Source organism: Thermus thermamylovorans (assembly GCF_004307015.1).
GTDB lineage: Bacteria > Deinococcota > Deinococci > Deinococcales > Thermaceae > Thermus > Thermus thermamylovorans.
In genome coordinates, this window is sequence record NZ_SIJL01000006.1 from 95873 (window position 1) to 120556 (window position 24684).

The 24684-nt window shown below is 70.0% G+C and carries 24 protein-coding genes; 12 read left to right on the forward strand and 12 right to left on the reverse strand.

Annotation, left to right across the window (positions count from 1 at the left end):
• Positions 1-1119: a cysteine desulfurase family protein gene (locus tag ETP66_RS06305; RefSeq protein WP_130841646.1), complete on the forward strand. Its 1119-nt coding sequence runs from the start codon at positions 1-3 to the stop codon at positions 1117-1119.
• A gap of 47 nt (positions 1120-1166) precedes the next feature.
• On the opposite strand, the gene ETP66_RS06310 is transcribed toward ETP66_RS06305, so the two are convergent.
• A complete protein-coding gene (locus ETP66_RS06310) occupies positions 1167-2849 on the reverse strand; it encodes a long-chain-fatty-acid--CoA ligase (RefSeq protein WP_130841647.1) in 1683 nt (560 codons plus the stop codon).
• 93 nt (positions 2850-2942) lie between these two features.
• Here ETP66_RS06310 and ETP66_RS06315 point away from each other — a divergent pair, with 93 nt between their 5' ends.
• Both ETP66_RS06315 and ETP66_RS06320 read left to right on the forward strand, forming a co-directional pair.
• Positions 2943-3569, forward strand: coding sequence for a phosphoribosyltransferase (locus ETP66_RS06315; RefSeq protein WP_130841649.1), 627 nt, complete (start codon positions 2943-2945; stop codon positions 3567-3569).
• Positions 3557-3937, forward strand: coding sequence for a cupin domain-containing protein (locus ETP66_RS06320; RefSeq protein WP_130841651.1), 381 nt, complete (start codon positions 3557-3559; stop codon positions 3935-3937). Before ETP66_RS06315 ends, ETP66_RS06320 begins: the two co-directional genes overlap by 13 nt.
• 246 nt (positions 3938-4183) lie before the next feature.
• On the opposite strand, the gene ETP66_RS06325 is transcribed toward ETP66_RS06320, so the two are convergent.
• From ETP66_RS06325 to speD, 4 genes are all read right to left on the reverse strand, one after another.
• Positions 4184-5140 carry an ABC transporter permease gene (locus ETP66_RS06325; RefSeq protein WP_130841653.1) on the reverse strand — a complete coding sequence of 319 codons (957 nt, stop codon included), beginning with the start codon at positions 5138-5140 and terminating at the stop codon, positions 4184-4186.
• Complete coding sequence (locus tag ETP66_RS06330; protein WP_130841655.1) at positions 5130-6053, reverse strand: ABC transporter ATP-binding protein; 924 nt, start codon at positions 6051-6053, stop codon at positions 5130-5132. Before ETP66_RS06330 ends, ETP66_RS06325 begins: the two co-directional genes overlap by 11 nt.
• Before the next feature lies 1 nt (position 6054).
• Positions 6055-7200 (reverse strand): NEW3 domain-containing protein, encoded by a 1146-nt coding sequence (locus ETP66_RS06335; protein ID WP_130841657.1) that lies wholly within the window; start codon positions 7198-7200, stop codon positions 6055-6057.
• 98 nt (positions 7201-7298) lie between these two features.
• Complete coding sequence (speD, locus tag ETP66_RS06340; protein WP_130841737.1) at positions 7299-7733, reverse strand: adenosylmethionine decarboxylase; 435 nt, start codon at positions 7731-7733, stop codon at positions 7299-7301.
• Between the two features lie 293 nt (positions 7734-8026).
• On the opposite strand from speD, the gene sdhC reads away from it, so the two are divergent.
• Genes sdhC through ETP66_RS06360 form a run of 4 tightly spaced genes read left to right on the forward strand, consistent with a single transcriptional unit; the run spans position 8027 to position 11220 of the window.
• Positions 8027-8392, forward strand: coding sequence for a succinate dehydrogenase, cytochrome b556 subunit (gene sdhC / locus ETP66_RS06345; RefSeq protein WP_130841659.1), 366 nt, complete (start codon positions 8027-8029; stop codon positions 8390-8392).
• On the forward strand, positions 8382-8777 hold the full coding sequence (locus ETP66_RS06350) for a succinate dehydrogenase hydrophobic membrane anchor subunit (RefSeq protein WP_130841661.1): 396 nt from the start codon (positions 8382-8384) through the stop codon (positions 8775-8777). The genes sdhC and ETP66_RS06350 overlap by 11 nt, the downstream gene beginning before the upstream one ends.
• A 1-nt stretch (position 8778) precedes the next feature.
• Positions 8779-10512: a succinate dehydrogenase flavoprotein subunit gene (gene sdhA, locus ETP66_RS06355; RefSeq protein WP_130841663.1), complete on the forward strand. Its 1734-nt coding sequence runs from the start codon at positions 8779-8781 to the stop codon at positions 10510-10512.
• Between the two features lie 9 nt (positions 10513-10521).
• Positions 10522-11220: a succinate dehydrogenase iron-sulfur subunit gene (locus ETP66_RS06360; protein WP_130841665.1), complete on the forward strand. Its 699-nt coding sequence runs from the start codon at positions 10522-10524 to the stop codon at positions 11218-11220.
• A gap of 96 nt (positions 11221-11316) precedes the next feature.
• Here ETP66_RS06360 and aspS read toward each other — a convergent pair whose 3' ends face one another.
• Positions 11317-12585 carry an aspartate--tRNA(Asn) ligase gene (gene aspS, locus ETP66_RS06365; RefSeq protein ID WP_130841667.1) on the reverse strand — a complete coding sequence of 423 codons (1269 nt, stop codon included), beginning with the start codon at positions 12583-12585 and terminating at the stop codon, positions 11317-11319.
• Between the two features lie 186 nt (positions 12586-12771).
• On the opposite strand from aspS, the gene ETP66_RS06370 reads away from it, so the two are divergent.
• Both ETP66_RS06370 and mgtE read left to right on the forward strand, forming a co-directional pair.
• The gene (locus tag ETP66_RS06370; protein ID WP_130841669.1) at positions 12772-13155 is read left to right on the forward strand and encodes a hypothetical protein; all 384 of its coding nucleotides are present in this window, start codon (positions 12772-12774) and stop codon (positions 13153-13155) included.
• A 258-nt stretch (positions 13156-13413) separates the two neighbouring features.
• On the forward strand, positions 13414-14775 hold the full coding sequence (gene mgtE, locus ETP66_RS06375; RefSeq protein WP_130841671.1) for a magnesium transporter: 1362 nt from the start codon (positions 13414-13416) through the stop codon (positions 14773-14775).
• A gap of 176 nt (positions 14776-14951) precedes the next feature.
• Here the strand turns inward: mgtE and ETP66_RS06380 are convergent, their stop codons facing one another.
• Positions 14952-15725: a TatD family hydrolase gene (locus ETP66_RS06380; protein WP_130841673.1), complete on the reverse strand. Its 774-nt coding sequence runs from the start codon at positions 15723-15725 to the stop codon at positions 14952-14954.
• 20 nt (positions 15726-15745) lie between these two features.
• Positions 15746-16864 (reverse strand): MFS transporter, encoded by a 1119-nt coding sequence (locus ETP66_RS06385; RefSeq protein WP_130841675.1) that lies wholly within the window; start codon positions 16862-16864, stop codon positions 15746-15748.
• 164 nt (positions 16865-17028) lie between these two features.
• On the opposite strand from ETP66_RS06385, the gene ETP66_RS06390 reads away from it, so the two are divergent.
• Together ETP66_RS06390 and ETP66_RS06395 are read left to right on the forward strand one after the other, a co-directional pair.
• A complete protein-coding gene (locus ETP66_RS06390; RefSeq protein WP_130841677.1) occupies positions 17029-18075 on the forward strand; it encodes a lipocalin-like domain-containing protein in 1047 nt (348 codons plus the stop codon).
• 27 nt (positions 18076-18102) lie between these two features.
• On the forward strand, positions 18103-18741 hold the full coding sequence (locus ETP66_RS06395; protein WP_130841679.1) for a flavodoxin family protein: 639 nt from the start codon (positions 18103-18105) through the stop codon (positions 18739-18741).
• A 71-nt stretch (positions 18742-18812) separates the two neighbouring features.
• On the opposite strand, the gene tsaB is transcribed toward ETP66_RS06395, so the two are convergent.
• Positions 18813-19361, reverse strand: a complete 549-nt coding sequence (gene tsaB, locus ETP66_RS06400) for a tRNA (adenosine(37)-N6)-threonylcarbamoyltransferase complex dimerization subunit type 1 TsaB (RefSeq protein ID WP_130841681.1) — start codon at positions 19359-19361, stop codon at positions 18813-18815.
• Between the two features lie 26 nt (positions 19362-19387).
• Between tsaB and ETP66_RS06405 the strand changes: the two genes are divergently transcribed.
• Positions 19388-21238 carry an aldehyde ferredoxin oxidoreductase family protein gene (locus tag ETP66_RS06405; protein ID WP_130841683.1) on the forward strand — a complete coding sequence of 617 codons (1851 nt, stop codon included), beginning with the start codon at positions 19388-19390 and terminating at the stop codon, positions 21236-21238.
• 7 nt (positions 21239-21245) lie between these two features.
• Here the strand turns inward: ETP66_RS06405 and ETP66_RS06410 are convergent, their stop codons facing one another.
• Genes ETP66_RS06410 through glpX form a run of 3 tightly spaced genes read right to left on the reverse strand, consistent with a single transcriptional unit; the run spans position 21246 to position 24655 of the window.
• Positions 21246-21920 (reverse strand): DUF58 domain-containing protein, encoded by a 675-nt coding sequence (locus tag ETP66_RS06410; protein ID WP_130841685.1) that lies wholly within the window; start codon positions 21918-21920, stop codon positions 21246-21248.
• A complete protein-coding gene (locus tag ETP66_RS06415) occupies positions 21917-23677 on the reverse strand; it encodes an adenosylcobalamin-dependent ribonucleoside-diphosphate reductase (protein WP_130841687.1) in 1761 nt (586 codons plus the stop codon). Before ETP66_RS06415 ends, ETP66_RS06410 begins: the two co-directional genes overlap by 4 nt.
• 9 nt (positions 23678-23686) lie before the next feature.
• The gene (gene glpX / locus ETP66_RS06420) at positions 23687-24655 is read right to left on the reverse strand and encodes a class II fructose-bisphosphatase (protein WP_130841688.1); all 969 of its coding nucleotides are present in this window, start codon (positions 24653-24655) and stop codon (positions 23687-23689) included.
• Positions 24656-24684: the final 29 nt, after the last annotated feature.

The window sequence follows — 24684 nt, forward strand, 5'->3', positions numbered from 1 at the left end:
GTGATCTACCTGGACCACGCCGCCACCACTCCCCTGGACCCCGAGGTGCGGGAGGCCATGGGGGAGGTGGAGGGGGTTTTCGGCAATCCCAACAGCGTCCACCGCGCGGGCCAGGCGGCCAGGCGGGTCCTGGAGGAGGCCCGGGAGAGGGTGGCCCACCTCCTCGGGGCGGACCCCCGGGAGGTGGTCTTCACCGCCTCGGGTTCCGAGGCCGACGCCCTGGCCCTCCTGGGCGTGGCCCTGGCCCGGGGCCGGGGGCATGTGGTGAGCACCGAGGTGGAGCACTCCGCCCTCCTGGGGGCTTTGCGGCTTCTGGAGGGGCTGGGCTTCGCCGTGACGCGGCTGAAGCCCGACCGCCACGGCCTGGTCTACCCCGAGCAGGTGGCGGAGGCCCTGAGGCCCGACACCTTCCTGGTGAGCGTCATGGCCGCCAACAACGAGCTCGGCACCCTCTACCCCGTGGGGGAGATCGCCCAGGTGGCCCGCGCCCACGGGGCCCTCTTCCACACCGATGCGGTGCAGGCCATCGGCCAGATCCCCTTCCGCATGGACGAGGTGGGGGCGGACCTGGTCTCCTTGAGCGCCCACAAGTTCTACGGGCCCAAGGGGATCGGGGCCCTCCTGGTGCGCCGGGGGGTGGAGCTTTTCCCCCTGGTGCCGGGGAAGGGGGAGGGGGGGAGGCGGGGGGGCACCCAGAGCCCGGTCCTGGCCCACGGGATGGCGGTGGCCCTGGAGAAGGCCTTAAGGCTCCTCCCCGAGGAGGCTCCCCGCCTCCTCGCCCTCAGGGGCAGGCTGGAGGCCGGCCTCCTCGCCGTGGAGGGGGTGGAGCTCAATGGCCACCCCGAGCGGCGCCTGCCCAAGCTGGTGAACGTGACCGTCAAGGGCGCGGACGGGGAGGCCCTCCTCCTGGCCCTGGACCTCCTGGGGGTAGCGGTCTCCTCGGGCTCGGCTTGCTCCGCGGGGAGCCTCGAGCCCTCCCACGTCCTCCTGGCCATCGGCCGCACCCGGGAGGAGGCCAAGGCCTCCCTGCGCTTCTCCCTGGGCCGCTTCACCACCGAGGCCGAGGTGGACCGGGCGGTGGCGGTCTTCCGGGAGGCGGTGGCCCGGGCCCGGGGCTAAGCGCCCCGCCGTGGTCTAGGCCACGGCGGGGACCGCAAAAGGCCCCTCTAGCCCTTGCCCCTGGTGAACTCGTCGCGGAGCTCCCGCCTGAGGATCTTGCCCACGCTGGTCTTGGGGAGGCTTTCCCGGAACTCCAGGATGCGGGGCACCTTATAGGCGGCGAGGTTTTCCCGGCAGAAGGCCACCAGGTCCTCCTTCCCCACCTTGCCCCGGTGCTCCTCCTTGAGGACGACGAAGGCGGCCACGGTCTCCCCCCGGTAGGGGTCGGGGACGCCCACCACCGCGGCCTCCTGGACGGCGGGGTGGGCGTAGAGGACCTCCTCCACCTCCCGGGGGTAGATGTTGTACCCTCCGGCGATGATCATGTCCTTCTTGCGGTCCACGATGTAGAAGTACCCGTCCTCGTCCATCCGGGCCAAGTCCCCGGTGAGGAGCCAGCCGTCCTTGAGGGCTTTGGCGGTCTCCTCGGGGCGGTTCCAGTAGCCCTTCATCACGTTGGGGCCCCTCACCGCCAGCTCCCCCACCTCCCCCAGGGGCACCTCCTTGCCCTCCTCGTCCACCACCTTGGCCTCGATGCTGGGCAGGGGCATGCCGATGGAGCCTTTCTTCACCTCCCCTAGGACGGGGTTGGAGTGGGTGACGGGGCTGGCCTCGCTGAGGCCGTAGCCCTCGATGAGCCGGGCCCCGGTGATCTCCTCAAAGCGCTTGGCCACCTCCACCGGTAGGGGGGCGGCCCCCGAGAGGCAGATGCGCACGCTCTTCACGTTCTTGCCCTCCACCCCCGGGAAGTTGTTGAAGGCCACGTACAGGGTGGGCACCCCCGGGAAGTGGGTGACCCCGTGCCGCTCGATGGCCTCCACGATGGCCCGGATCTCCGGCCTGGGCAGGAGGACGATCTTGTAGCCCGAGAAGAGGCCGTAGTTCATGGCCACGGTCATGCCGTAGACGTGGAAGAAGGGCAGGGCTCCCAGCATCACCCCCTTGCCCAGAAGCTCCCGGGCGGAGGCGTCCCAGGCGTCGATCTGTAAGACGTTGGCCACCAGGTTCCGGTGGGTGAGCATGGCCCCCTTGGAGATCCCCGTGGTCCCCCCGGTGTACTGGAGGAGGGCCAGGTCCTCGGGGTCCGCGGGATGGGGGGTAGCGGGTTCCCCCTTGAGCAGATCGGCGAAGGCGTGGAAGCCCTCCTTCTTGGGGAAGCCCAGGGGGAGCTTGTCCTTCCTGGCCTTTAGGGGGTAAAGAAGGTTTTTGGGAAAGGGGAGGAAGTCCTTGATGCCCGTGACCACGGTGCGCTTCACCGGGGTCTCCCGCTCCACCTCCAGGAAGCGGGGCAGGAGGTGGTCCAGGATGATGAGGGTTTCCGAGCCCGAGTCTACCAGCTGGTGCCTTAGCTCCCGAGGGGTGTAGAGGGGGTTCACGTTCACCCCCACCCCTCCGGCCAGAAGGGCCCCGTAGAAGGCGATGACAAACTGGGGGGAGTTGGGCAGCATGATGGCCACCCGGTCCCCGGGCCGCACCCCCAGGGCCTTGAGCCCACCGGCGAAGCGTCGGGACTTGTCCCATAGCTCGGCGTAGGTGAGGGTCTTGCCCAGAAACTCCAGGGCCACGTTGCCGGGGAAGCGCTCGGCGCTCTCCTCCAGAAAGCGCCACAGGGGCTTGTGGGGGACCTCGATCTCCGCCGGTACGCCAGGGTCGTAATGGGCCAGCCAGGGTTTCGCCTCGATCTTCGCCATTCTTCCCTCCTTTCCTTCACCTCCCACCATACCAGACGCCTTATACCGCGTTCAACGCGGGCGCGCGGTGTACCATGGGAACGGAGGTTTCCTATGCGTTTTCGCGACCGCAGGCATGCCGGAGCCCTTCTGGCCGAGGCCCTGAAGCCCTTGGGCCTCGAGGCCCCCGTGGTCCTGGGCGTGCCGCGAGGGGGGGTGGTGGTGGCCGACGAGGTGGCCAGGCGCCTTTCCGGGGAGCTGGACGTGGTCCTGGTGCGCAAGGTGGGGGCTCCGGGCAACCCGGAGTTCGCCCTGGGGGCTGTGGGGGAGAAGGGGGAGCTGGTCCTTAAGCCTTACGCCCTCCAGTATGCCGATCAGAGCTACCTGGAGCGGGAGGCGGCCCGGCAGAAGGACGTGATCCGCAAGCGGGCGGAGCGCTACCGCAGGGCCCGGGCCAAGCTACCCCTCCAGGGACGGGACGTGGTCCTGGTGGACGACGGCATCGCCACCGGATCCACCATGGAGGCGGCTTTGAGCGTGGTGCTGGCAGAAAGGCCCCGCCGGGTGGTGGCGGCCGTTCCCGTAGCCAGCCCTGAGGCTGTGGAGCGGCTTAGGGAGAAGGCCGAGGTGGTGGCTCTTTCCACCCCTCACGACTTCGCCGCGGTGGGGGCCTATTACCTGGACTTTGGCGAGGTTACCGACGAGGAGGTGGAGGCCCTTTTGCTACAATGGGCGGCATGAGGCCCGTGGTCAAGCAGGCGGCCAGCGTGGAGGCCCGCCCCGTGGAGCGGGGGGAAAGGGCCTTCATCCAGGTGCTCATCGGCCCTGAAGACGGGGCCCCCCACTTCATCACCCGCAAGTTCACCATCCTCCCCGGAGGCCGCATCCCCATGCACCGCCACCCCACCATCGAGCACGAGCAGTTCGTCCTCTCCGGGCGCATGCGGGTCCACCTGGGCGGCGAGGTCAGGGAGGTGGCCGCCGGGCAGGCGGTCTACATCCCCCCGGGCACCCCCCACGCCTACGCCAACGAGGCCGAGGAGCCCGTGGAGTTCCTCTGCGTCATCCCCAAGACCGCCGCCTACGCCACGGAGTGGCTGGAGGAGTAATACCCTTTCGCCGAACCCTTCCCCTCCTCGTCCCGAGGGGAAGCCTTGCCCACCCTTTCACCGGGGCAGTGCCGCCAGGGCTCCCACCCGCAAGGCGGTTCTTTGGGCCGACGGCGAAGGGGTGCGGCACAGGGTCGGCCCGGGAATGGAGCCTCCCCCTTGCGGGGGAGGCGGGTTTGGTGGCCAGAGGGGCTGCGGTTATGCCCTTGGCCCCTGCCGGTTGTGGCCACTTCCCCGCGCCGGCACCTAGGCCCGCACCTCCTGACGCTGGAAGGCCACGTAGGCCAGGGTGAAGAGGAGGATCACCGCGGCGAAGAGCCCCGTGAGCTGGGGCCAGACCAGGAGGAGGCTCTGGCCCAGGGGCAGGGGGCTCCCCAGGATGGCCCGCTCCAGCTGGACGATGAGGACGGGCCCCAGGGCCCGGACCTCGGGGTTGAGGAGGGCGGTGAGGGCCTCCGCGTAGAGGGTGTTGGGGGAGAGGCGGGAGATCCAGAGGGCCAGGTTGGCCTGTCTGAGCTGGCTTTCCGGGTCAAAGGGGTCGGCCTGGAGCAGGAGGGCCACCGCGGCCAGGTCGGTGAGGATGGGGAAGAAGACGGCAAAGAAGAGCCACACCCCGATGGCGGCCAAGGCGGCGGTGGCGGGCTGGCGGAAGAGGACGGAGAAGAGGAGGCCCAAGGCCAGCCACACCCCGGCGTAGGCCAGGGTGGCGAGGAGGAAGAAGAAGGCCCGGGCCACCTCCTCCCCCCCAGGGGGCACCCCCAGGGTGAAAAGCCCCAGGCCCACCACCAGGAGGAAGAGGGCCAGGAGGAGGACCGCCAGGGTGCCCAGGCCCGCCAGGAACTTGCCGAAGAGGAGGGCGTCCCGGTAGATGGGCTGGGAGAGGATGCGGGAGAGGGTGCCCCGGGTGTACTCCCCGTTCACCGCGTCGAAGGCCAAGGCGATGGCCGCCAGGGGGACGAAGAAGGAGAGGAAGCCCACGAAGGAGGGCAAGGGGTCTTGGGCGGTGGTGAGGAGCTTGAGGTAGAGGAAGGGGTCCTCCCCCACCGTCTGCCGCAGGGCCTGGCTCCCCGTGTACACCGCCGCCACCGCGGAAAGGAGGATCAGGACCTCCAGGATCCGCATCCTGAGCCCCGAGAGGTGGTCGGCCATCTCCTTGAAGAAGACAGCCCAAAGCCCCGTCCAGGGGGAGCCCTCACGCCGCATGGACTACCTCCTTGAAGTAGTGGGCGTAGACCTCGTCCAGGCTGGGGCGGCGGAGGGTGAGCCCCAGAAGCGGGCCCCGCTCCACCGCCACCCGGGCCAGCTCGGGGCGCAGGTCCCCCGTGGCCAGCACGCGGTAACGGCCGTCCTCCGCCTCCACCCGGGCCACCCCCTCCAGCCCCAGGAAGGCCTCCTCCAGGCCCGGCCCCGCCTCCACCAGGATCTCGTACCCGCCCCCCAGCACCCGCTGGGCCAGCTCCTCCACCGTGCCCAGAAGGGCCAGGCGGCCCTTGTGGAAAAGTCCCACCCGGTCGCAGATCTCCTGCACCTGGTGCAGGAGGTGGCTGGAGAGGAGGACGGTGATCCCCTCGGCCTTGAGTTCCTTGATGAGCTCTAAAAACTCCCGGGCGGCCTCGGGGTCCAGGCCGCTGGTGGGCTCGTCCAGGATGACCACCTTGGGCCTCTTGAGGAGGACCTCGGCCAGGCCCAACCGCTGGCGCATCCCTCGGCTGAAGGCGGAAACCCGCCGCTCCCGCACCTCCCAAAGCCCCATGCGCCTGAGGACCTCCTCGATGCGGGCCTTGGCCTCCCCTTCGGGCAGGCCCAGAAGCCTCGTGGTGTAGCGCAGGTTCTCCCAGGCGGTGAGTTCCCCGTAAAAGCCCACCTGGTCGGGGAGGTAGCCCACCCGCGCCTTCACCTTCAGGGGCTCCCGCATGGGGTCCAGGCCCAGGACCCGGGCCTCCCCCTGGGTGGGCTCGGTGAGGCCCAGAAGCATGAGGATGGTGGTGGTCTTGCCCGAGCCGTTGGGGCCCAGAACGCCGAAGACCTCCCCTTCCCAGACCTCCAGGTTCAGGTCCTCCACGGCCACCACCCGGCCGTAGCGCTTGCTGAGCCCCCGGGTTTGGATGACCGTCATCCTACCTCCGCCCAAAGCGGCTCACCGCGAAGGCCAGCACCAGGAGGGCCACCGCCACCAGGGCCACCCCCACCAGGCCCCAGAGGGTGGAGGTGACCACCGTGGCCCGGTAGTCCATGGTCTGGCTCACCCCATCGTCGCCCCGGGTGGAGAAGGTCAGCATGTAGTCCCCGGCCACGGCCCTTGGGGAGGGCTTCACCCGGGCGGTGACCTCCTGCTCCTGGCCGGGCTCCAGGGCCTCCAGCTCTTCCGGCTCGAACCGCACCTCCCAGCCCGAGGGCTCAAAGGCGCTGAAGGTGAGGTTTCTGGCCGGGGCGCTGCCCTCGTTGCGGAGCACCAAGGCGATGGCGTTTTCCCGTCCGGCGGTCACCCTTCCCGAGAGCCGGCCCTCCTTGGTGGTGACCCGCACCTCGGGCCTGCCCGTCACCTCCAGGGTGAGCCTCAGGTCTGCCCGGGTGTCCCCGGCCACCGCCCGCACGGTGAAGCCGTAGGTGTCGGCCGGGGTGTCCCGGGGCAGGGAAACCTCCACGTCCAGGTCCCGGCTCTCCCCGGCGCGGATGGGGAGGCTCGTCACCTGCTGCCCGGTGAAGGCGGGGGTGAAGGTCACCTGGAAGCCCTGGGGGGCCTCGTACTCCAAGGAGGTCAGGAGGTCGCGGTCGGACTCGTTGCGCAAGGTCACCCGGTAGCGGAAGGCGCTGGTGGGCGGCCCCCGGAGGATGGGGAGCTCGGCCTCGAGGCTGAGCCGCTGCGGCAGGCCTTCTCCCACCACCAGGGCGATGGGTAGGCTGGCCGTCTGGCCCAGGCCCTCTGCCCGTACCTGGAAGCGGTAAGTGCCCGGGGCCACCTCCCGGGGGGGTTGGATCCTGAGGGTCAGGCTCGACTCCCCCTCCGGGGCCAGATAGACCGCCCGCACCAGGCGCCCGCCGCCGATGAGGCTGGCCTGCCAGCCCTGGGGCACCTCGGTCACGCTGAGGCGCACCACCCCAGGGGGCAGGCCGTGGTTCTTGAGGGTAAGGGTGAGGTTCACGCTCTCCCCGGGCTGCACCCCGATCTCGGGATAGGGAGTGCCTAGGGAAAGGCCTCGGTAGCCCTGGGCCAAGGCCGTACTCAACACCAGAAGCAGAAGCGGGAGCAGCTTTCTCGCCATAGAACGCCTCCGATACCCAAGGTTAGGCGAGAAGTATGAGCCCCCCATGAAAACCCCAGGCCAGGGCAAACCCTGCGTCGCGGTCTGCGCCCCGGGCCTCAGCCCACCCGGGCCTGCAGGTACTCCCGCTCCCCCAGGACGATCTGCCGGGCCAGTTCCGGATCCTTGGGGAATTCTTTGCCCCGGTGGATCATGTAGGTTTCGTAGCGCCCGATCTGGAAGACCTCGGTGAGCTTGCGCAGGACGTGGGCCATGTCAAAGGCCTTGCAGGAAAAGATGTCGATGGAAAGAAAGCGCTTCTTGGGAAAGGTGTGGATGGCGATGTGGCTTTCGGCGATGATCACCACCCCGGTCACCCCGTCCTCTCCCTCGGGCCCGTACCGGTACACGAAGGGAGGGAGCACCTTGGTCATGGCCATCTCCTCGGGGAGCTCGTCCAGGACCCGCCGTACCAGCTCGGCGTCCCGGAGCCTGGCGGGATCGGCATCGTAGCCGTCTACCATCAGGTGTGGGCCGAAGCCAAAGAGTTCCATCGCGACCACCTCCTTCCCGTGCCCCCCGGGGTATCCCCCCACGGCACGCCCCCCATTATGCCCCCCCCTCCCCCCCCTGTCAATACCTCGTTTCCTGGCGGGAAATCTCCTGTGCCCCCGGGGGATAAATCCCCGGACCCCACCCCTGGAAGAGGGGAAGGGGACTGGGGAGTAAAAGCTGTGTAGGACGAACTTCATATACTACGGTGGGGTATATTGAAAGGGAATGGGCCTTCCAGGACAAAGTCCTCTAGTATAGGTGATGCTATGATGGGTCCCGGCAAGGAGGTGCCATGTACCGGGGAAGAGAAGGGCAGTGGGCGTTCTACCTCCACCGGATCTCGGGCCTGGGCATCCTGGTCTTCCTGGTCCTCCACGTGGCCAACATCGCCAGCGCCATGTGGGGGCCCGAGGTGTCCAACGCCCTCATGAAGTTCTACCACCAGCCCGTGTTCCAGATAGGGCTTCTCGCCCTCATCGCCGGGGTGCTCTACCACGGGTTCAACGGCCTCCGGATCATCCTTATGGACTTCACCCGCTGGGGCGTGCGCTACCAGCGCCAGCTCTGGTACGGGGTCTGGGCCCTCTTTGTGGTCTTCTACCTGCCCTTCCTGATCCGGATCGGGGGCAGCATCCTAGGAGGCGGCCATGGCGATTAAGTCCAAGCGCTATGAGGAGGCGAGGCTCGAGGCCGGCAGCAGCCTGGAGCTCTACTGGTGGGTCTTCATGCGCATCTCCGGGGTGGTCCTGGTCTTCCTGCTCATCGGCCACATGTGGATGAACGCCGTCATCATGGACCTCAACAAGATCGACTACGACTACGTGGCCCAGAGACTCTCCCAGACCACCTGGAAGGTGTACGACTGGCTCATCCTGGCCCTGGCCCTCCTGCACGGCGGCAACGGCCTCCGCTACGTGCTGGACGACTGGGTGCGGGACCCGGTGAAGCGCTTCTGGACCAAGGTGGTGGCCTACTCCCTCCTGGCCTTCATCTTCTTCCTGGGCAGCCTCTCCCTCTTCAACCACGACTTCGGGGTGAACTAGCATGGTGATCCGGCACGGGGTGATCGTGGTGGGCGCGGGCGGGGCGGGCCTCGCCACCGCCCTTTATGCGGCCAAGGAGGGCGCGGACGTGGCGGTGGTGACCAAGCTCTACCCCACCCGCAGCCACACCGGCGCGGCCCAAGGGGGCATCGGGGCTGCCCTGGGCAACGTGGAGGAGGACCACTGGGAGTGGCACATGTTCGACACGGTGAAGGGGGGGGACTACCTCACCGACCAGGACGCTGCCGAGGTCTTCGCCAAGGAGGTGATCGAGGCCGTCTTGGAACTGGAGCACATGGGCCTCCCCTTCGACCGCCTTCCCAACGGGAGGATCGCCCAGCGCCGCTTTGGGGGCCACACCAAGGACTGGGGCAAGGCCCCGGTGCACCGGGCGGCCCACGCCGCCGACCGCACCGGGCACATGATCCTCCAGACCCTCTACCAGCAGTGCGTGAAGGCGGGGATCACCTTCTACAACGAGTTCCACGTCACCGACGTCATCCTGGAGGACGGGGTGGCCAAGGGGCTGGTGGCCTACGAGCTCGCCACCGGGGAGCTCCACCTCTTCCAGGCCAAGGCCATCGTCGTCGCCTCCGGGGGCTTCGGCCGCATCTACAAGGTGACCTCCAACGCCTACACCCTCACCGGGGACCTGCAGGCCATCCTCTACCGCAAGGGGCTCCCCCTGGAGGACATGGAGTTCTACCAGTTCCACCCCACGGGCCTCTTCCCCTTGGGGATCCTCCTCACCGAGGGGGCCCGGGGGGAAGGGGGGATCCTGCGGAACGCCCTGGGGGAGCGCTTCATGGAGCGCTACGCCCCCACCATCAAGGACCTGGCCCCCCGGGACCTGGTGGCCCGGGCCATGTACCTGGAGGTGCGGGAGGGCCGGGGGGTGGGTCCCCGGAAGGACCACGTCCTCCTGGACCTCACCCACCTGCCCCCCGAGGTGATCGAGAAGAAGCTCCCCGACATCACCGAGTTCAGCCGCATCTACCTGGGGGTGGACCCCCTGAAGGAGCCCGTGCCGGTGATGCCCACCGCCCACTACGCCATGGGGGGCATCCCCACCACCCTTTGGGGGGAGGTGATCCGGGACGAGAAGAACACCGTGGTCCCCGGGCTCTACGCCGCCGGGGAGGCGGCCTGCGTGAGCCTGCACGGGGCCAACCGCCTGGGCACCAACTCCCTGGGGGATTTGGTGGTCTTCGGCCGCCGCGCGGGGATCCACGCCGCCCGCTTCGCCAAGGACGCGGACTTCCACGAGCTTAAGCCCGACCACCTGGGGGAAAGCCGCGAGCGCATCGAGCGCCTCAAGAACTCCACCGGCAAAGAGAAGGTCGCCGTCCTGCGGGCTGAGCTCCAGCAGAGCATGATGGACCACGCCTCGGTCTTCCGCACCGGGGAGCTATTGGCCAAGCAGGTGGAGGTCCTCAAGGAGCTCATGGACCGCTACCGGAACGTGGCCCTCCAGGACAAGGGGGAGGCCTACAACACCGAGCTCGTCGAGGCCCTGGAGCTCGGCTATCTCCTGGAGGTCTCCGAGGCCCTGGTGCACTCCGCCCTGAACCGCACCGAGTCCCGGGGGGCCCACGCCCGGGAGGACTACCCCGAGCGGGACGACGCCAACTGGCTCAAGCACACCCTGGCCTACAAGGTGGAAGACGGCAAGGTGGCCTTCCGCTACAAGCCCGTGGTCCTGGGCCGCTTCCAGCCCCAGGCCCGCGTCTACTGAGGTGGCCCCATGCAGGTGACCCTCAAGGTGCTCCGCTTCGACCCCGCCCGGCACAAGCGGCCCGAGTGGCAGACCTTCCAGGTGGAGGCCGAGCCCACCGACCGGGTCCTGGACCTCCTGCACAAGGTGAAGGAGGGCCAGGACGGCACCCTGGCCTTCCGCCGCAGCTGCGGCCACGGCATCTGCGGCTCCGACGCCATGCTCATCAACGGGAAAAACCGCCTGGCCTGCAAGACCCTGGTGAAGGACCTGGGGAGCCAGATCGCCGTGGAGCCCATCCGGGGGCTGCCCGTGGAAAAGGACCTCATCGTGGACATGGAGCCCTTCTTCGCCGCCTACCGGGCGGTGAAGCCCTACCTCATCAACGACGACCCTCCCCCGGCCCGGGAGCGCCTGCAAAGCCCCGAGGAACGGGAGCGGTTTGACCAGGGCACCAAGTGCATCCTCTGCGCCAGCTGCACCACCAGCTGCCCGGTCTTCTGGGTGAACGGGGCCTACCTGGGCCCGGCGGCCATCGTCCAGGCCCACCGCTTCCTCTTCGATTCCCGCGACCGGGGCAAAAGGGAGCGCTTCAGGGCCCTGGGCTCGGGAAGCGGGGTCTGGCGCTGCCGCACCGCCTACAACTGCACGGAGGCCTGCCCCCGGGAGATCCCCGTGACCCAGCTCATCGAGGAGGTGAAGCGGGCCATCCTCTTCGACCGGTTCTAAGTGCCCCATCGCGGCCCAAGCCGCGATGGGGGCCCCAAGGGTGGGGCAGGCTTTGGGGCGGCTCCTTGGCCGCTGGGGCGTACGCCCCAGTGGGGCCTAGGGCGTGAGGCGGTGCCGGTCGCGGGGGAAGGCCCGGGCGTAGCGCACGTTGGGCAGGCCCAAAAGCTTCTGGGTGAGCCTTTCCGCCCCGATGGCGAAGCCCCCGTGGGGGGGCATGCCGTACTTGAAGACCTCCAGGTACCCTTGGAAGCCCTCGAGGTCCATGCCCTTGGCCTTCAGGCTTTCCACCAGGTCCGGGTGGCGGTGGATCCTCTGGCCCCCGGAGGTGATCTCCAGGCCGCGGAAGAGGAGGTCGAAGCTCCTCGTGGTGCCGTCCGCCTCCGGGTAGGTGTAAAAGGGCCGGAGGGGGCGGGGGTAGCGGGTGACGAAGAGCCAGTCCGTGCCCCAGCGCTCCTGGGCGTACTGGCCCAAGAGGCGCTCCGCCTCCTCGGAAAGGTCCTGGCCCACGGGGTAGCCCAGTTCCTCCTTCAGGATTTTCCGGGCCTCGGCGTGGGTGAGGCGGGGGATTTCCTTGGGGAAGGAGGGCCACTCCGCCCCCAGGAGCCGGATCTCGTTGCCGGCGCCCGTCAGGGCCTCCTCCATCATCTCCTGCAGGAGCCCTTCCTCCAGCCGCATGAGGTCTTCCTCCCCTTGGATAAAGCCCATCTCCACGTCCAGGGAGAGGTACTCGTTCAGGTGGCGGCTGGTGTTGTGCTCCTCCATGCGCCAGACGGGGGCCACCTCGTACACCCGCTCGAAGACCCCCACCAGGATCTGCTTGTAAAGCTGGGGGGACTGGGCCAGGTAGGCCCGCTTTTCAAAATAGTCCACCCCGAAGAGGCCCGAGCCCCCTTCCGCCCCCGCCCGCACCACCTTGGGGGTGAAGATCTCCGTGAAGTCCTGCCGGTCCAGGTAGCGGCGGAAGCCCCGCACCAGGGCGGCCTGGACCTTGAGGGGGGCGCGGGCCTTCTCCCCCCTTAGGGTGACGTGGCGGTACTCCAGGAGGGTGTCGGGGCTGGCCCGCCACTCCTCCTTGGGGATCTCCACCGGGGTGGGCTCCAGGGCGGGGGAGAGGACCTCAAGCTCCCGGGCCTGGACCTCGAGGCCCCCCGGGGCCTTGGCGTTGGCCACCACGGTTCCCCGCACCCTGAGGCTGGACTCGGGGAGGGGTAGCCTCTGCCCTCCCGTCACCACCTGGACCACGCCGCTCCGGTCCCGGAGGAGCAGAAACTGCACCTTGCCCAGGTCCCGCCGCCAGTGGAGGAAGCCCAGGAGCTCCACCTCCTCGCCCACGTGCCCCTTCAGGTCCCTGACCAGAACGCGCATCCCTCCCCCCTTCTACGCCCGAGCCCCCCCGGCCACAAGGAGCCGGGGGGGCCGGGAGCCCTGCCCCCCGTTCAGGCGTTATGGCGCCCTCGAGGGCCCATGTTGCCCCTAAGTCTAGAGGGTTGCCCCTTCCCGGTCAAGGTTGACGCCCCCCGCCTCCCCGGGCTACCCTGCGGCGGGGCCCCCGTGCCCCTAGGGGAGGCGGGGCTCGGGGCCCTGGCCATCCTCTTCGTCAACCTGGTGGTGCGCCGCCTGGCCCGCCTCCTGGAGGGGCCGGGAGGGGGGAAGGGGGACTCCGAGCTGGAGGTGGTCTACGGTCTGGAGGCGGTCTGCCGCCCGGAGAACGAGGCCCACGTGCGCGTCCTCCTGGTCCAGGCCCTGATGAACAGCCCCCTCCACCTCCGGCTTCTGGAGACCAGCGACCTCGAGCCCGGCCGCCTCCTCCTGCGGGCGGAGCTCGTGGGGGGAGGGCGCCAGGAGCGCCTCCTGGAAGAGGTGGCGGGCCGCCTCAGCATCGAGCGGGGGGTGAGCGCGGTGCGCTGGCGGGTGCTGAACGGAGGGGCGGGTTGACAGCCCCCGCCCCCTTGGGCTAGCCTGCCCTTTGGGCCGCTGGCCCTCCAAGGGAGGTGAAAGGTTTCGTGGAAGGACCGAGTAGATCCATCCTCCTCGCCTTGGGGGCCGGGGCAGCCCCTTAGCCTTCCCCAAAAACGAGCCCTTTCCCGGCCCCCCTGGGGTTCTCGAGGCGGCGGGCGATGGGGTCCGCCAAGGGCTTAAGGAGCTTCCAGCCAAACCTCCCCCACGGGGAGGGCAAGCAGGGAGAGGTGCGCCGTGAACCTGAAGGAGACCTTGGAGCGGAAGGAACTGAACCGGGTGAAGATCGCCCTGGCTTCCATGGGGGTGGAGGAGGTCGTGGCCCTGCTCCAGGACCTGGAGCCCAAGGAAAGGGCCGTGGCCTTCCGCCTTCTGGACAAGGAGAAGGCCCTTAGGGTCTTTGAGGCCCTGGACCGCTACGAGCAGACGGAGCTGGTGCGGGCCCTGGACGACCCGGAGATCCTCAACCTCCTGGCGGAGATGGACCCGGAGGAGCAGGCCTGGCTCCTCGGGGAGCTCCCGGCCAAGGTGGTGAAGCGGATCCTGCAGGAGCTTCCCCAGGAGGCCCGGGAGCGGGTGAGCTACGTGCTGGGCTTTCCCGAGGGGAGCGCCGGGAGGCTTATGGACCCCGCCTACCTGGCCCTGCCCGAGGAGACCCGGGCGGAGGAGGCCCTGGAGCGGGTGCGGGCCTCGGAGCTGGACCCCGAGGATCTGGAGGTGGTCTTCGTCCTGGGCCCCGGCCGGGCCTACCGGGGGTACGTGCCCCTCTCCCGCCTGGTCAAGGCCCCCCCGGGGAGGCCCCTGGGGGAGTTGGCCGAGGGAGGGGAGGTCTTCGTCTCCGCCTACGCGGGGGAGGAGGAGGCCGCCCGGCTCTTCCTGGACCGGGGCCTGAACCTCCTCCCCGTGGTGGACCGGGAGGGGAGGCTCCTCGGGGTGATCCACGCGGGCCGGGTCTTCGCCCTCCTGCAGGAGCAGGAGGCCCGGCGGGTGGTGCGCTACGGGGGGACGGTGGGCCTGCCCCCTAAGGGGGAGGACATCGACCTGGTCCACGACCCCCTGGGCCGGATCTTCCTGGGGCGGTTCGTGTGGCTGGCCCTCCTGGTGGTCTTCGGCATGTTCGCCTCCACCTTCGTGGCCGCCCAGGAAGAGATCCTGGAGGCGGCCATCATCCTGGCGGCCTTCATCGCCCCCATCATCGACATGGGGGGGAACACGGGAAGCCAGGCGGCCACCCTGGCCATCCGCGCCCTGGCCCTGGGCCAGGTCCGGCCCAGGCTCAGGGACTTCCTCCTGCTCCTCCGCCGGGACATCCCCGTGGCCCTGGCCCTGGGGGTGGCCGTGGCCCTCCTGAAGGTGGTCCTTTCCCTCTTCGTCAAGGACGTCTTCGGGGAGGTCCTGCTGGTGGTGGGGCTGGCCATGCTCAGCGTCACCGTCTTGGGCAGCCTTCTGGGGCTTTCCCTCCCCTTCCTGGCCAAGCGGCTGGGGAGGGACCCCGCCACCCTGAGCGCCCCGGTGATCACCTCGGTGATGGACCTCCTGGGGGTGATGGTCTACTTCGGCCTGGCCTGGGTCTTCCTGCGGCACCTGCTGGAGGGCTAGACGCCGGCGCAAGAAAGGGGCCCGGCGGCCAAATGTCCGTGCGCGGGCGTGGCCTCGTGGGGCGAAGGAGCCCGTCCCCGGCGCCCTTGGGTCCCCGCCGTAGCCCAAGCCACGGCGGGGCGCTTGCGCCCGCTTCCGCCCGGGGCCGGCCCCTGGGGGCAGGGGGGAGGGTGGCATCACCCCCCCTCCCCGGGCCCCGGGAAGCGGAAAAGCGCCCTGGCGTTGGCGTCGGTGAGGGCCTCGGCCTCGGCGAAATCCATCCCCCGCACCGCCGCCAGCCTTTCCAAGGTGTGGCGCACGAGGTGGGGAAGGTTCCGCCTTCCCCGGTGGGGCTCCGGGGGGAGGAAGGGGGTGTCGGTCTCCACCAGGAGCCTTTCCCGGGGGAGCCTCTGGGCCACCTCCCGCAGGGCCCCGTTCCTCCTGTAGGTGAGGGGACCGGCGAAGCTGAAGTAGGCCCCCACCTTTAGGCCCGCCCCCTCCAGGGCCGGGTGCCCGCCAAAGGCGTGGAGGACCACCTTTTGGGGGCGATGGACCAGGAGCCAGGCGGCCAGGTCCTCCTCCGCCCGGCCATCCCTGCTGCGCACGTGCAGCACCAGGGGGAGGCCCAGCGCCTCCGCCAGGGCCGCCTGGAAGTCCAGGGCCTTGAGCTGGGCGGGCCGGGTCTCGGGGGTCCAGTGGTAGTCCAGGCCCGCCTCCCCGATGGCCCGCACCCGGGGGTGGCGGGCGTAGTGCCTGAGGGCCTCCTCCACCTCGGGGGAGAGGAGGTGGGCGGAGGTGGGGTGGAGGCCCACGGCGGCGTAGACGTTCCCTTCCGCCAGGCTCAGGGTCCTCTCCCAGCGGCTGGGGTCCACCCCCAGGGTGAGGACGGCCTTGAGCTCGGGGAGGTGGGCCTTGGCCTCGGCGAGCTCCGCCTCCTCCAGGAAGTCCAGGTGGGCGTGGGTGTCCGTCACGCCCCCAGCTTAAGCCGCCTTCAGAGGCGGCCCCGGACCCAGAGGACCACGCCCAGGAAGCCCAACCCTGCGAGGGGGAGGACCACGGCGGGGTTGGCCAGGCCGAGCCCGGCGAGGGTCGCCCCCAAGACATACCCCCCGTCGCGGAAGAAGCGGTACTGGCCCAAGGCGGTGGCCCGCTTTTCCGGGGGCGCGCGGTCGGCCACATGGGCGATCAGGGTGGGGTAGGCCATGGCGGTGCCCAGACCCAGCAGGAGGGCGGCCAGGAGGGCTGCCCCCGGGGGCTCCACGCCCAGGAGGAGGAGGCCGAGCCCCTGCAGGGCCATTCCCCCGAGGATGAGGGGGCGGCGGCCCAGGCGGTCGGAAAGGGGGCCAAAGAGGGGTTGCCCCAGGGCCCAGGCCAGGGGGTAGAGGCCCGCCACCCCCCCGATCTCGGCGGGGGAGAGTCCCCGGGCGGAAAGGAGGAGGGGCAGGAGCAGCCAGGCCAGGCCGTCCTTGAGGTTGGTGAGGAGGCCGAGCAGGGAGGGAAGCCCCACCCCGGGCACCCAGCCCAAGGGGGTAGGGGCGGGGGGCCTGCGGGTCTCCGGAACCGCCAGGGCCAGGCCCAGGCCGGCCAGGGCCACCCCCACCCCCAGGTAGAAGGGGATGGGCTTGAGGCTGTAGGTGGAGGCCAACAGGCCGGTGAGGAAGGCCAGGAGGCTCACCCCCAGGTAGCCCGCGAACTCGTTGACCCCGGCGGCGACCCCCCGGCGGTGGGGCGGGACCAGGTCCACCATCATGTTCACGGTCATGGACCAGGCGAGGGCCTGGTTGATCCCCAGGAGCGCGTTGGCGGCGACGACCCAGTCCCAGGTGGGGGCGAGGATGAGGAGGGGAGGCACGGGCAGGCCGAAGAGCCAGCCCAGGATCAGCACCCCCCTGCGCCCCATCCGGTCGGCCAGAAGGCCGGCGAGGAGGTTGAAAAGGGCTTTGGCCAGGCCGAAGGAAGCGATGAAGGCCCCCACGGCCACCCCGGTCTGGAGCCCGTAGACCTCCGCGGCCAGAAGGGGAAGCACCGTCCGCTCCAGCCCCACCATGCCCCCCACGAAGAGGTTGTTCAGGGCCAGGAGCCAGAAGGCCGGGGGCAGGACGCCCTTCAAGGCCCCACCCCGGCCAGGGGGCGGGGGTTCGGCGGCAGGCGGGCTCCCCTGTACACCCTTCACCAACCTAGGGGGGTGGCCCCTTGCCGTCAAGCCTCGAGGCGTGGTCTTCGGCCTGGAAGCGGGCCAACATTCCCCTGAGGGACGCGGACTAGGCTTAGGGCATGCGCCCCCTTCTCCTCCTGCCCCTCCTCCTCGCCGCCTGCGCCCCGGCCCTTCTGGGGGTGGACCCCCAGAGGCTTCCCGACCCCCAGGACTGGGACCCCAAGCCCGCTCCCTTGGAGTGGTGGTACGCCTCGGGCTGGGCCGAGCCCTACGCCTTCCACTTCGCCTTCTTCAAGGCCTACGCGCCCCCCTCCTTCCGCATCCTGGGCCTTCCCGGAAGCCTCTTCGGGGCCTTCCACGCCGCCCACCTGGCCCTCACCGACCTGCGCACGGGGGAGAGGCTTTTCCTGGAGGTGGCGGACCAGGACCTCCTGGCCCCCCGGGGCCGGGCGGAACCGGGCCCTTACCTGGAGGTCTCCGGTTGGCGGTTCTATAGGGAGGGGGAGGGCTTCCGCCTCCTGGCCGGCCCCGTGGACCTCGCCTTCCTTCCCCTGAAGCCCCCCGTGGTCCATCCCCCCGGCTACTCGGGCACCGAGGCCACGGGGCGGATGTACTACCAGTCCTACACCCGGGCTGTGGCCTCGGGCCGCATCCGTGGCGAAGAGGCCCGGTGGGAGGTCTGGCTGGACCACCAGTGGGGGGAGCAGCTTTCCGGGCTTTCCGCCACCTGGGACTGGTTCGGCCTGCACCTCTCCGACGGCTCCGAGCTCATGGCCTACCGGGTGCGGGACCGGGAGGGCCGGGTGGTCCAGGTGCTGGGGAGCCGGGTGGACCCCCTGGGGCGGGTGGAGGCCTGGCAGCTGGAGTTTCTCCCTCTGGAGGCCTGGACCAGCCCCTCGGGCCGGACCTTCACCCTGGCCTGGCGGCTCCTGGGTCCGGGCCTGGACCTCACCCTCCGCCCCCTCTTCCCCGAAGGGGAGATCCTCTCCCGTACCACCCGGGTGGCCTACTGGGAGGGGCCGGTGGCGGGGGAGGGCACCTTGAGGGGCTACCCGGTGCGGGTCCAGGGGATGGGGGAGTTTGTGGCCGGCCCTGAACCTGGACAGACACATGTGAGACGCTGNTTACAGGCCCTTGGCAGCCCTAAGGTGCGCGTGCTACAATAAACGCGGAGTAGCGCGTGGGTGATACTTATGGGTTTACGCGTGCTCGGCGTCAACGCATCGGTACGGACGGATGGTTTTACGGCAGAACTTCTGGATAAGGTGCTGGAGGCGGCCAGGCGCAAAGGTGCCCTCACCGAGCGCCTGGACCTCGTCAGGCATCCCTTTCCCTTCTGCGCGGGGAACTACTCCGTGGACCCCGCCTCCTGCGGCCCCGAGACCTGCGTCCAGGGGCCGTGGGACGGGTTCGGCAGGGTGGCGGAGAGGATCCTGAACGCCGACGCCGTGGTCTTCGCCACCCCGGTCTACTGGTTCAGCGTCTCCGCCCGGATGAAGGCCCTCTTGGAGCGCATGACCTCCATGGAGAACCGGGGCCTCCTGAACCTGGGCAAGCCCATGGCCCTCCTGGCGGTGGCCGAGGAGGAGGGGGCCAGCCAGGCCCTTGCCCAGATGCTCCTGCCCCTCACCTACATGGGCTTCGTCCTGGCCCCCCTGGGCCTGGTCTACGCCCACCGGCGGGATCTGGTGAGCCTCGAGGAAGACCCCGAGCTGGCAGAGGACGCCCAGGTGGCCGGGGAGAACCTGGTCCTCATGGCGCAGACCCTGCAGGGCCTCCCCTTCCGGGAGCCCCTGCCCGCCCAGCCCCTTCAGGGGGTGGCCGCCGACTGAGGCCGCCCCGGCGGTTCCCGCCCACCCCCGGTGCCGGGACCTCTACGGAAACGGGATCCCCGCGGGGCGGCTCAAAGGTAGAGGGGCTCCACCCCCTCCCGGGCGAAGGGCAGGAGCTCGTAGAGGGCCCGGGGGTCCGGGGGCGGGTCCAGGAGAAGGCCCGTGGGGGGAAGCTCCTCCGCCCGCAGCTTCCCGGGAGGGAGAAGCTCCAGGGGCCTTCCCCCCTGCCTGGTGTAGGTGGCCCCGTAGTAGAGGCGGTTCCGGGCGGTGAAGAGGGGGGTGAGGGGGGGACCGCTTTCCTCCAGGTAAGGCCAGCAGGCGGCGAGGAGGGAGTTCACCCCGTAGACCCTGGCCCCCTGGGCCAGGGCCACGCCCAGGCCCGCCGCCAGGGCGATGCGGAGGCCGGTGTAGGAGCCCGGCCCTTCTCCCAGGACAAGCGCGCCGATCTCCTCCTTCCGCGCCCCTACCTCGGCGAGGAGATCATCCAAAAGGGGGAAGAGGGCCTCCTCGTGCCGCCTCTCCACCCGCACCACCCTGCCCACCCCCTCCTCCCCCCGGAACAGGCCTAGGGCGAGGTAGGGGGTGGCGGTGTCCAGGGTCAGGGTCCACACGGCAGGCATCTTACCGGATGGGGTAGCATGGGCCCATGCCCGAGGGTTACCACGACCGCGTGGCCTTCGTGGACCTCTCCACGGGGCGCATCTGGTACGAGAGCTATGGGGAGGCCTTCTGGCGGAGGTTCCTTGGGGGGCGGGCCCTGGCCGCCTACCTCCTCCTCCGGCACGTGCCCCAGGGGGCAGACCCCCTGGGGCCGGAGAACGCCCTGGTCTTCGCCCCCGGGGTCCTCACCGGCACCCCCATCTCCGGCTCGGGGCGGAACACCGTGGCCGCCAAGAGCCCCCTCACCGGGGGGTACGGGGACGCGGAGGGGGGAGGCTTCTTCGGGGCCGAGCTCAAGAACGCTGGCCTGGACGCCCTGGTGGTCCTGGGGCGGGCAGCGGAGCCCGTCTACCTGCACGCGGAAGGGGGGGAGGTGTCCCTCCACCCCGCCTTCCACCTCTGGGGCCAGGACCCCCTGGAGGTGGAGGCCCTCCTCAAGGAGGCCCACGGGGGGAACACCCGCATCGCCCAGATCGGGATCGCCGGGGAGAATCGGGTCCTCACCGCCAACGTGATCCACGACCTGGCCCACTTCGCGGGCCGCGGCGGCCTGGGGGCGGTGATGGGGGCCAAGCGCCTCAAGGCCGTTTCCGCCCGGGCCCGGAAGGAAACCCTCCCCGCCTACCACGATCCCGCCCTCCTCAAGGAGCTCGCCCGCCGCATGGCCAAGGAGCGCATGGAGCGGGCCGCGGGCCTGGTCACCATGGGCACCGTGGGCACGGTGAAGCCCTTCAACCTGCGGGGGGTGCTCCCCAGCCATAACTTCCTGGACGGGTACCTGGAGGGGGCCGAGGCCCTGGACGGCACCAGCCTGGATGCCCTGGGCATCCGCATCGGCCGGGATACCTGCTACGCCTGCGCCATCCGCTGCAAGCAGGTGGTGAGGATCGAGGGCACGGGCAAGCACGACGTGCGCCCGGAGTACGGGGGGCCCGAGTACGAGGGCCTGGGGGCCCTGGGCTCCACCTGCGGGGTGGTGGACCCCTACGCGGTCACCAAGGCCAACACCCTCTGCAACCAGTACGGCCTGGACGTGATCGGGGTGGGGGTGACCGTCGCCTGTGCCATGGAGGCGGCGGAACGGGGCTACCTGGACGACGAGGGGTTGGGCCTCCGCTTTGGCAACGGGGACGCCCTCATCGCCGCCATTGAGAAACTGGCCCGAAAGGAGGGGCGGCTCGGGGAACTCCTGGCCCAGGGGGCGAGGCGCCTGGCGGAGGCCATAGGCCACCCGGAGCTGGCCATGCAGGTGAAGGGCCAGGAGGTGCCCATGCACGACCCCCGCTTCAAGCGGGCCCTGGGGGTGGGCTACGCGGTGAGCCCCACGGGGGCGGACCACAACCACAACCTCCACGACACCGCCTTCGCCAAGGAGGGGAAGGCCCTGAAGGAGCTCCGCTTCTACGGGGAGGACTTCCAGCCCCTGCCCATAGAGGACCTCTCCGAGGCCAAGGTGCGCATGCTCTGGACCAAGACCCGCGAGCGGGGCTTCGTCAACAGCCTGGTCATGTGCGACTTCGTCCCCTGGACCCCGGAGGAGTGGCGGGAGGCCCTTTACGCCGCCACGGGCTGGCGCTTTACTCCAGAGGAGATGCTTTCGGTGGGGGAGAGGACCCTGCAGCTCACCCGGCTTTTCAACCTGCGGGAAGGGATTGGCCCGGAGGAGGACCGCCTCCCCGAGCGCTTCTTCCAGCCGTTCCGTCAGGGCAACCTCGAGGCCCATCTGGACCCCGGGGCCTTCCAGGAGGGGGTTCGGGTCTACTGGCGGCTTGCGGGGTGGGAAGGCGGGGTGGACCCGGCCCGCCTGCAGGCCCTGGGCCTGGGGGAGTTCGCCTGAGCACCCCCTAGAGGGGCTCCAGTACCCCTTGCCGGAGAAGGGCGGGGAGGGGGGGCTCCCCCACCTTGAGGAGGGCGTACCGCCCCCGGAGAAGGGCCAGCAAGCGGAGGGCCCGGAGGTGGGCGGCCAGGGCCTCCCTGTAGGCCCTAACCTCCTCCGGCCCCACGGGGAGGCTTTCCCCGCTCTCCACGTCCCGCAAAAGCACCTCCTCCAGGGGCGGGTTGAGCTCCAGGGGGGAAAGCACCTGCACCAGCACCACCCGGCGGGGGAGGACCCTGGCCCAGGGCAGGGGGTCCAGGCCGTCGGTGAGGAGGACCAGGGTGCCCCGCCCTGGGGGCCATTCCCCCGGCTTTCCCCGGAGGAGCCGGGCCAGGGGGTCTTCCTGGCGGGCGATCCGGAGGAGGAGCCTTGCCACCCCTTCCGCGTAGGGGAGCTTGCCGTGGAGGCGCATGCTTTCGCTTTCGTCCAGGAAGAGGCGGAAGCGGCCCCTTTCCGGGGCGGTCTCCACCCGGGTGTAGAGCCTTCCCGTCTTGGCATAAGCCCGCCAGTGGACCCGCCTTACCTCGTCCCCCGAAGCGTAGGGGCGAAGCTCGTAAAACTCCCCCCCCAGGCCCTTCCGGCGGGCCACCCTCTCCCCGGGGTAGGGGAGGTAGGGCCGGGTGGCGATGCGGTAGCGGGTCATGCCGTCTGGCAGAAGGTGCAGACCCCCACCGGGGGCAGGGGCTTCAGGACCTCCTCCCGGCTTCCTTCCCGGAAGACGGTGATCCCCTTGCACCCCTCCTTCCAGGCGGTGAGGAAAAGCCTTTCCACCACCTCCTTGGGGGTTTCCCGGGGCAGGTTCACCGTGGAGGAGATGCTCTGGTCCACGTGGCGCTGGAGGGCGGCCTGGAGCCGAACCCGCCCGAAGGGGTCCACGCTGTAGGCGGTGGGCCAGGGGGGTACCTCCCCGCCCCGCTCCTTCTGGTAGCGCCGGAGGAGGGGGTGCTCCGCCAGGAAGGCCTGTCCCCCGGCGTGGCGCAGGTAGGTGAGGGCGAAGATGGGTTCGATGCCGCTCGTCACCCCGGCCAGGATGGAGATGGAACCCGTGGGGGCGATGGAGAGGAGGGCGGCGTTGCGCAAGCCCTTCTCCACCTCCCGCACGAGGTCTTCCGGGAGGGCCTGGATGAAGGGGCTTTGGAGGTGCGCCTCGGGGTCGAAGGCGGGGAAGGGGCCCTGTTCCCGGGCCAGGCGGCTGCTTTCCCGGTAGGCGGCCTCCTTGATGCGGCGCATGGCCTCTTCCGCAAACCTTAGGCTTTTCTCCGAACCATAGGGTAAGCCCAACATGGCCAGGGCGTCCGCCAGGCCCATGATCCCGAGGCCGATCCGGCGGCTTCTCAGGGAGGCCTCCCTCTGGGCCCTCAGAGGATGGCGGTTTTTCCCGAGGTCCACCACCGCGTCCAGAAAGCGCACCGCTAAGGCGGCGGCCTCCTCCAGCCCGGCGAAGTCCAGCCGGGCCTCCTCCCGGAAGGGCGCCCGCACGAAGGCCGCCAGGTTCAGGCTTCCCAGGTTGCAGGCCCCATAGGGCTCCATGGGAACCTCCCCGCAGACGTTGACCCCCTCCACCTCCATCCCCCCGTACTGGGCCGTGGCCCAGCCCTTCACCCGATCCCAGAAGAGGAGGCCGGGCTCGGCGCTGGCCCAGGCGGCCTCCACCAGGAGGTCCCAGGCTTCCCTGGCCCGGAGGGTACGGGCTATATGCTCCCGGGGTGTGGTGAAGGAAAGCGTCCAGGGTTCGTCCGCCATGGCGGCTTCCAGGAAGCGGTCCGTGGCCCTTAGGGAGAGGTTGGCGTGGCGCACCCGGCTCCTTTCCGGGTCGGTTTTGGCCCGGAGGAAGTCCAGGAGGTCGGGATGCCGGTCGGAGAAGGTGAGCATTAGGGCCCCTCGCCGGCCGCCGCTCGCCCCCATGACCCCGGCCAGGGTGGAGAAGAGCTCCATGAAGCTCACCGCCCCCGAGCTTTCCACCCCGGCGTTCCCCACCTTAGCCCCCTTAGGCCTTAGGGCGTCGGCGTTGGTGCCCACCCCGCCCCCGTAGGCGAAGGTGCGGGCGGCCTCGTCCAGGAAGCGGGTGATGCCCCGGACCGAGTCCTCCCGGATGGGGATGTAGTAGCAGTTGAAGAGGGTGGACCGGCGCCAGTTGCCCAGGCCGAAGAGGATGCGCCCCCCGGGGACGAAGCGGAAATCGGAGAAGAGCCACAAAAACTCCCGCTTGGCCCCCTTCTCCACCCGGGCGGCCCCTTGGGCCAGACGCCGCCACATCTCCTCCGGGGTGGCCTCCAGGAGCCTTCCTTCGGGGTCCTTCAGGGCGTAGCGGTTTAGGAAGACGGAAGCCCTTAGCTCGTCCCCTTGGAAGAACTCCAGGGCCAGCCTAAGGGCCTCCTCTTCGGTGTACCTCCGGGGCACGCCCTTAGTCTACACGCGGATGGTGACCCGGGCGCCCGTTTCGAAGAGGTGGATGGAGTCGATGAAGCGCACCACCCGGGTGGCGTGGCCCATGACGATGGAGTGGGTCCGAGCCCCGCCCCCGAAGAAGCGCACTCCCTGGAGGATGTCCCCGTCCGTAATCCCGGTGGCGGCGAAGACGATCTCCCTGCCCGGGGCCAGGTCCTCCGTGCGGTAGACCCGGTTTTCGTCCCCGCCCATGGCCCTTAGGCGGGCCCTTTCCTCCTCGTCTTGCGGGGCGAAGCGGGCCTGGATCTCCCCCCCCAGGCACTTCAGGGCGGCGGCGGCCAGGACCCCTTCCGGGGCCCCGCCGATGCCCATCACCGCATGCACCCCTGTGCCCCTTATGGCTGCGGCTAGGGCGGCGATCACGTCCCCGTCGGAGATGAGCTTCACCCGTGCCCCCGCCTCCCGGATCTCCCGGATGAGCCTTTCGTGGCGGGGGCGGTCCAGGACCACGATCACCAGGTCCTCCACGGAGCGCTGCAGGGCCAGGGCCAGGGCCTTGAGGTTGGCAGGGACGGGCCAGGTGAGGTCCACGAGCCCGGCGGCGGGCGGGGGGACGATGAGCTTTTCCATGTACATGTCGGGGGCGTGGAAGAGCCCCCCCTTCTCGCTCAGGGCGATGACGGTTACGGCGTTGGGCAGGCCCTTGGCGGCGGTGGTGGTGCCCTCCACCGGGTCCACGGCGATGTCCACCTCCGCCCCACCCTGGCCCAGCACCTCCCCGATGTAGAGCATGGGGGCCTCGTCCATCTCCCCCTCGCCGATGACCACGGTGCCCCGTATGGGCAGCTCGTTCAGCACCCGGCGCATGGCCTCGGTGCCCGCTTCGTCCACGGCCTCCTTGTCCCCCTTGCCCGCCAGGCGGCTTGCCGCCAGGGCGGCCTGCTCCGTGACCCGCACCACCTCGAGGACCAGCCGGCGCTCGATTTCCATGGTTCCATCATAAGGGCTCGGGTTATGAT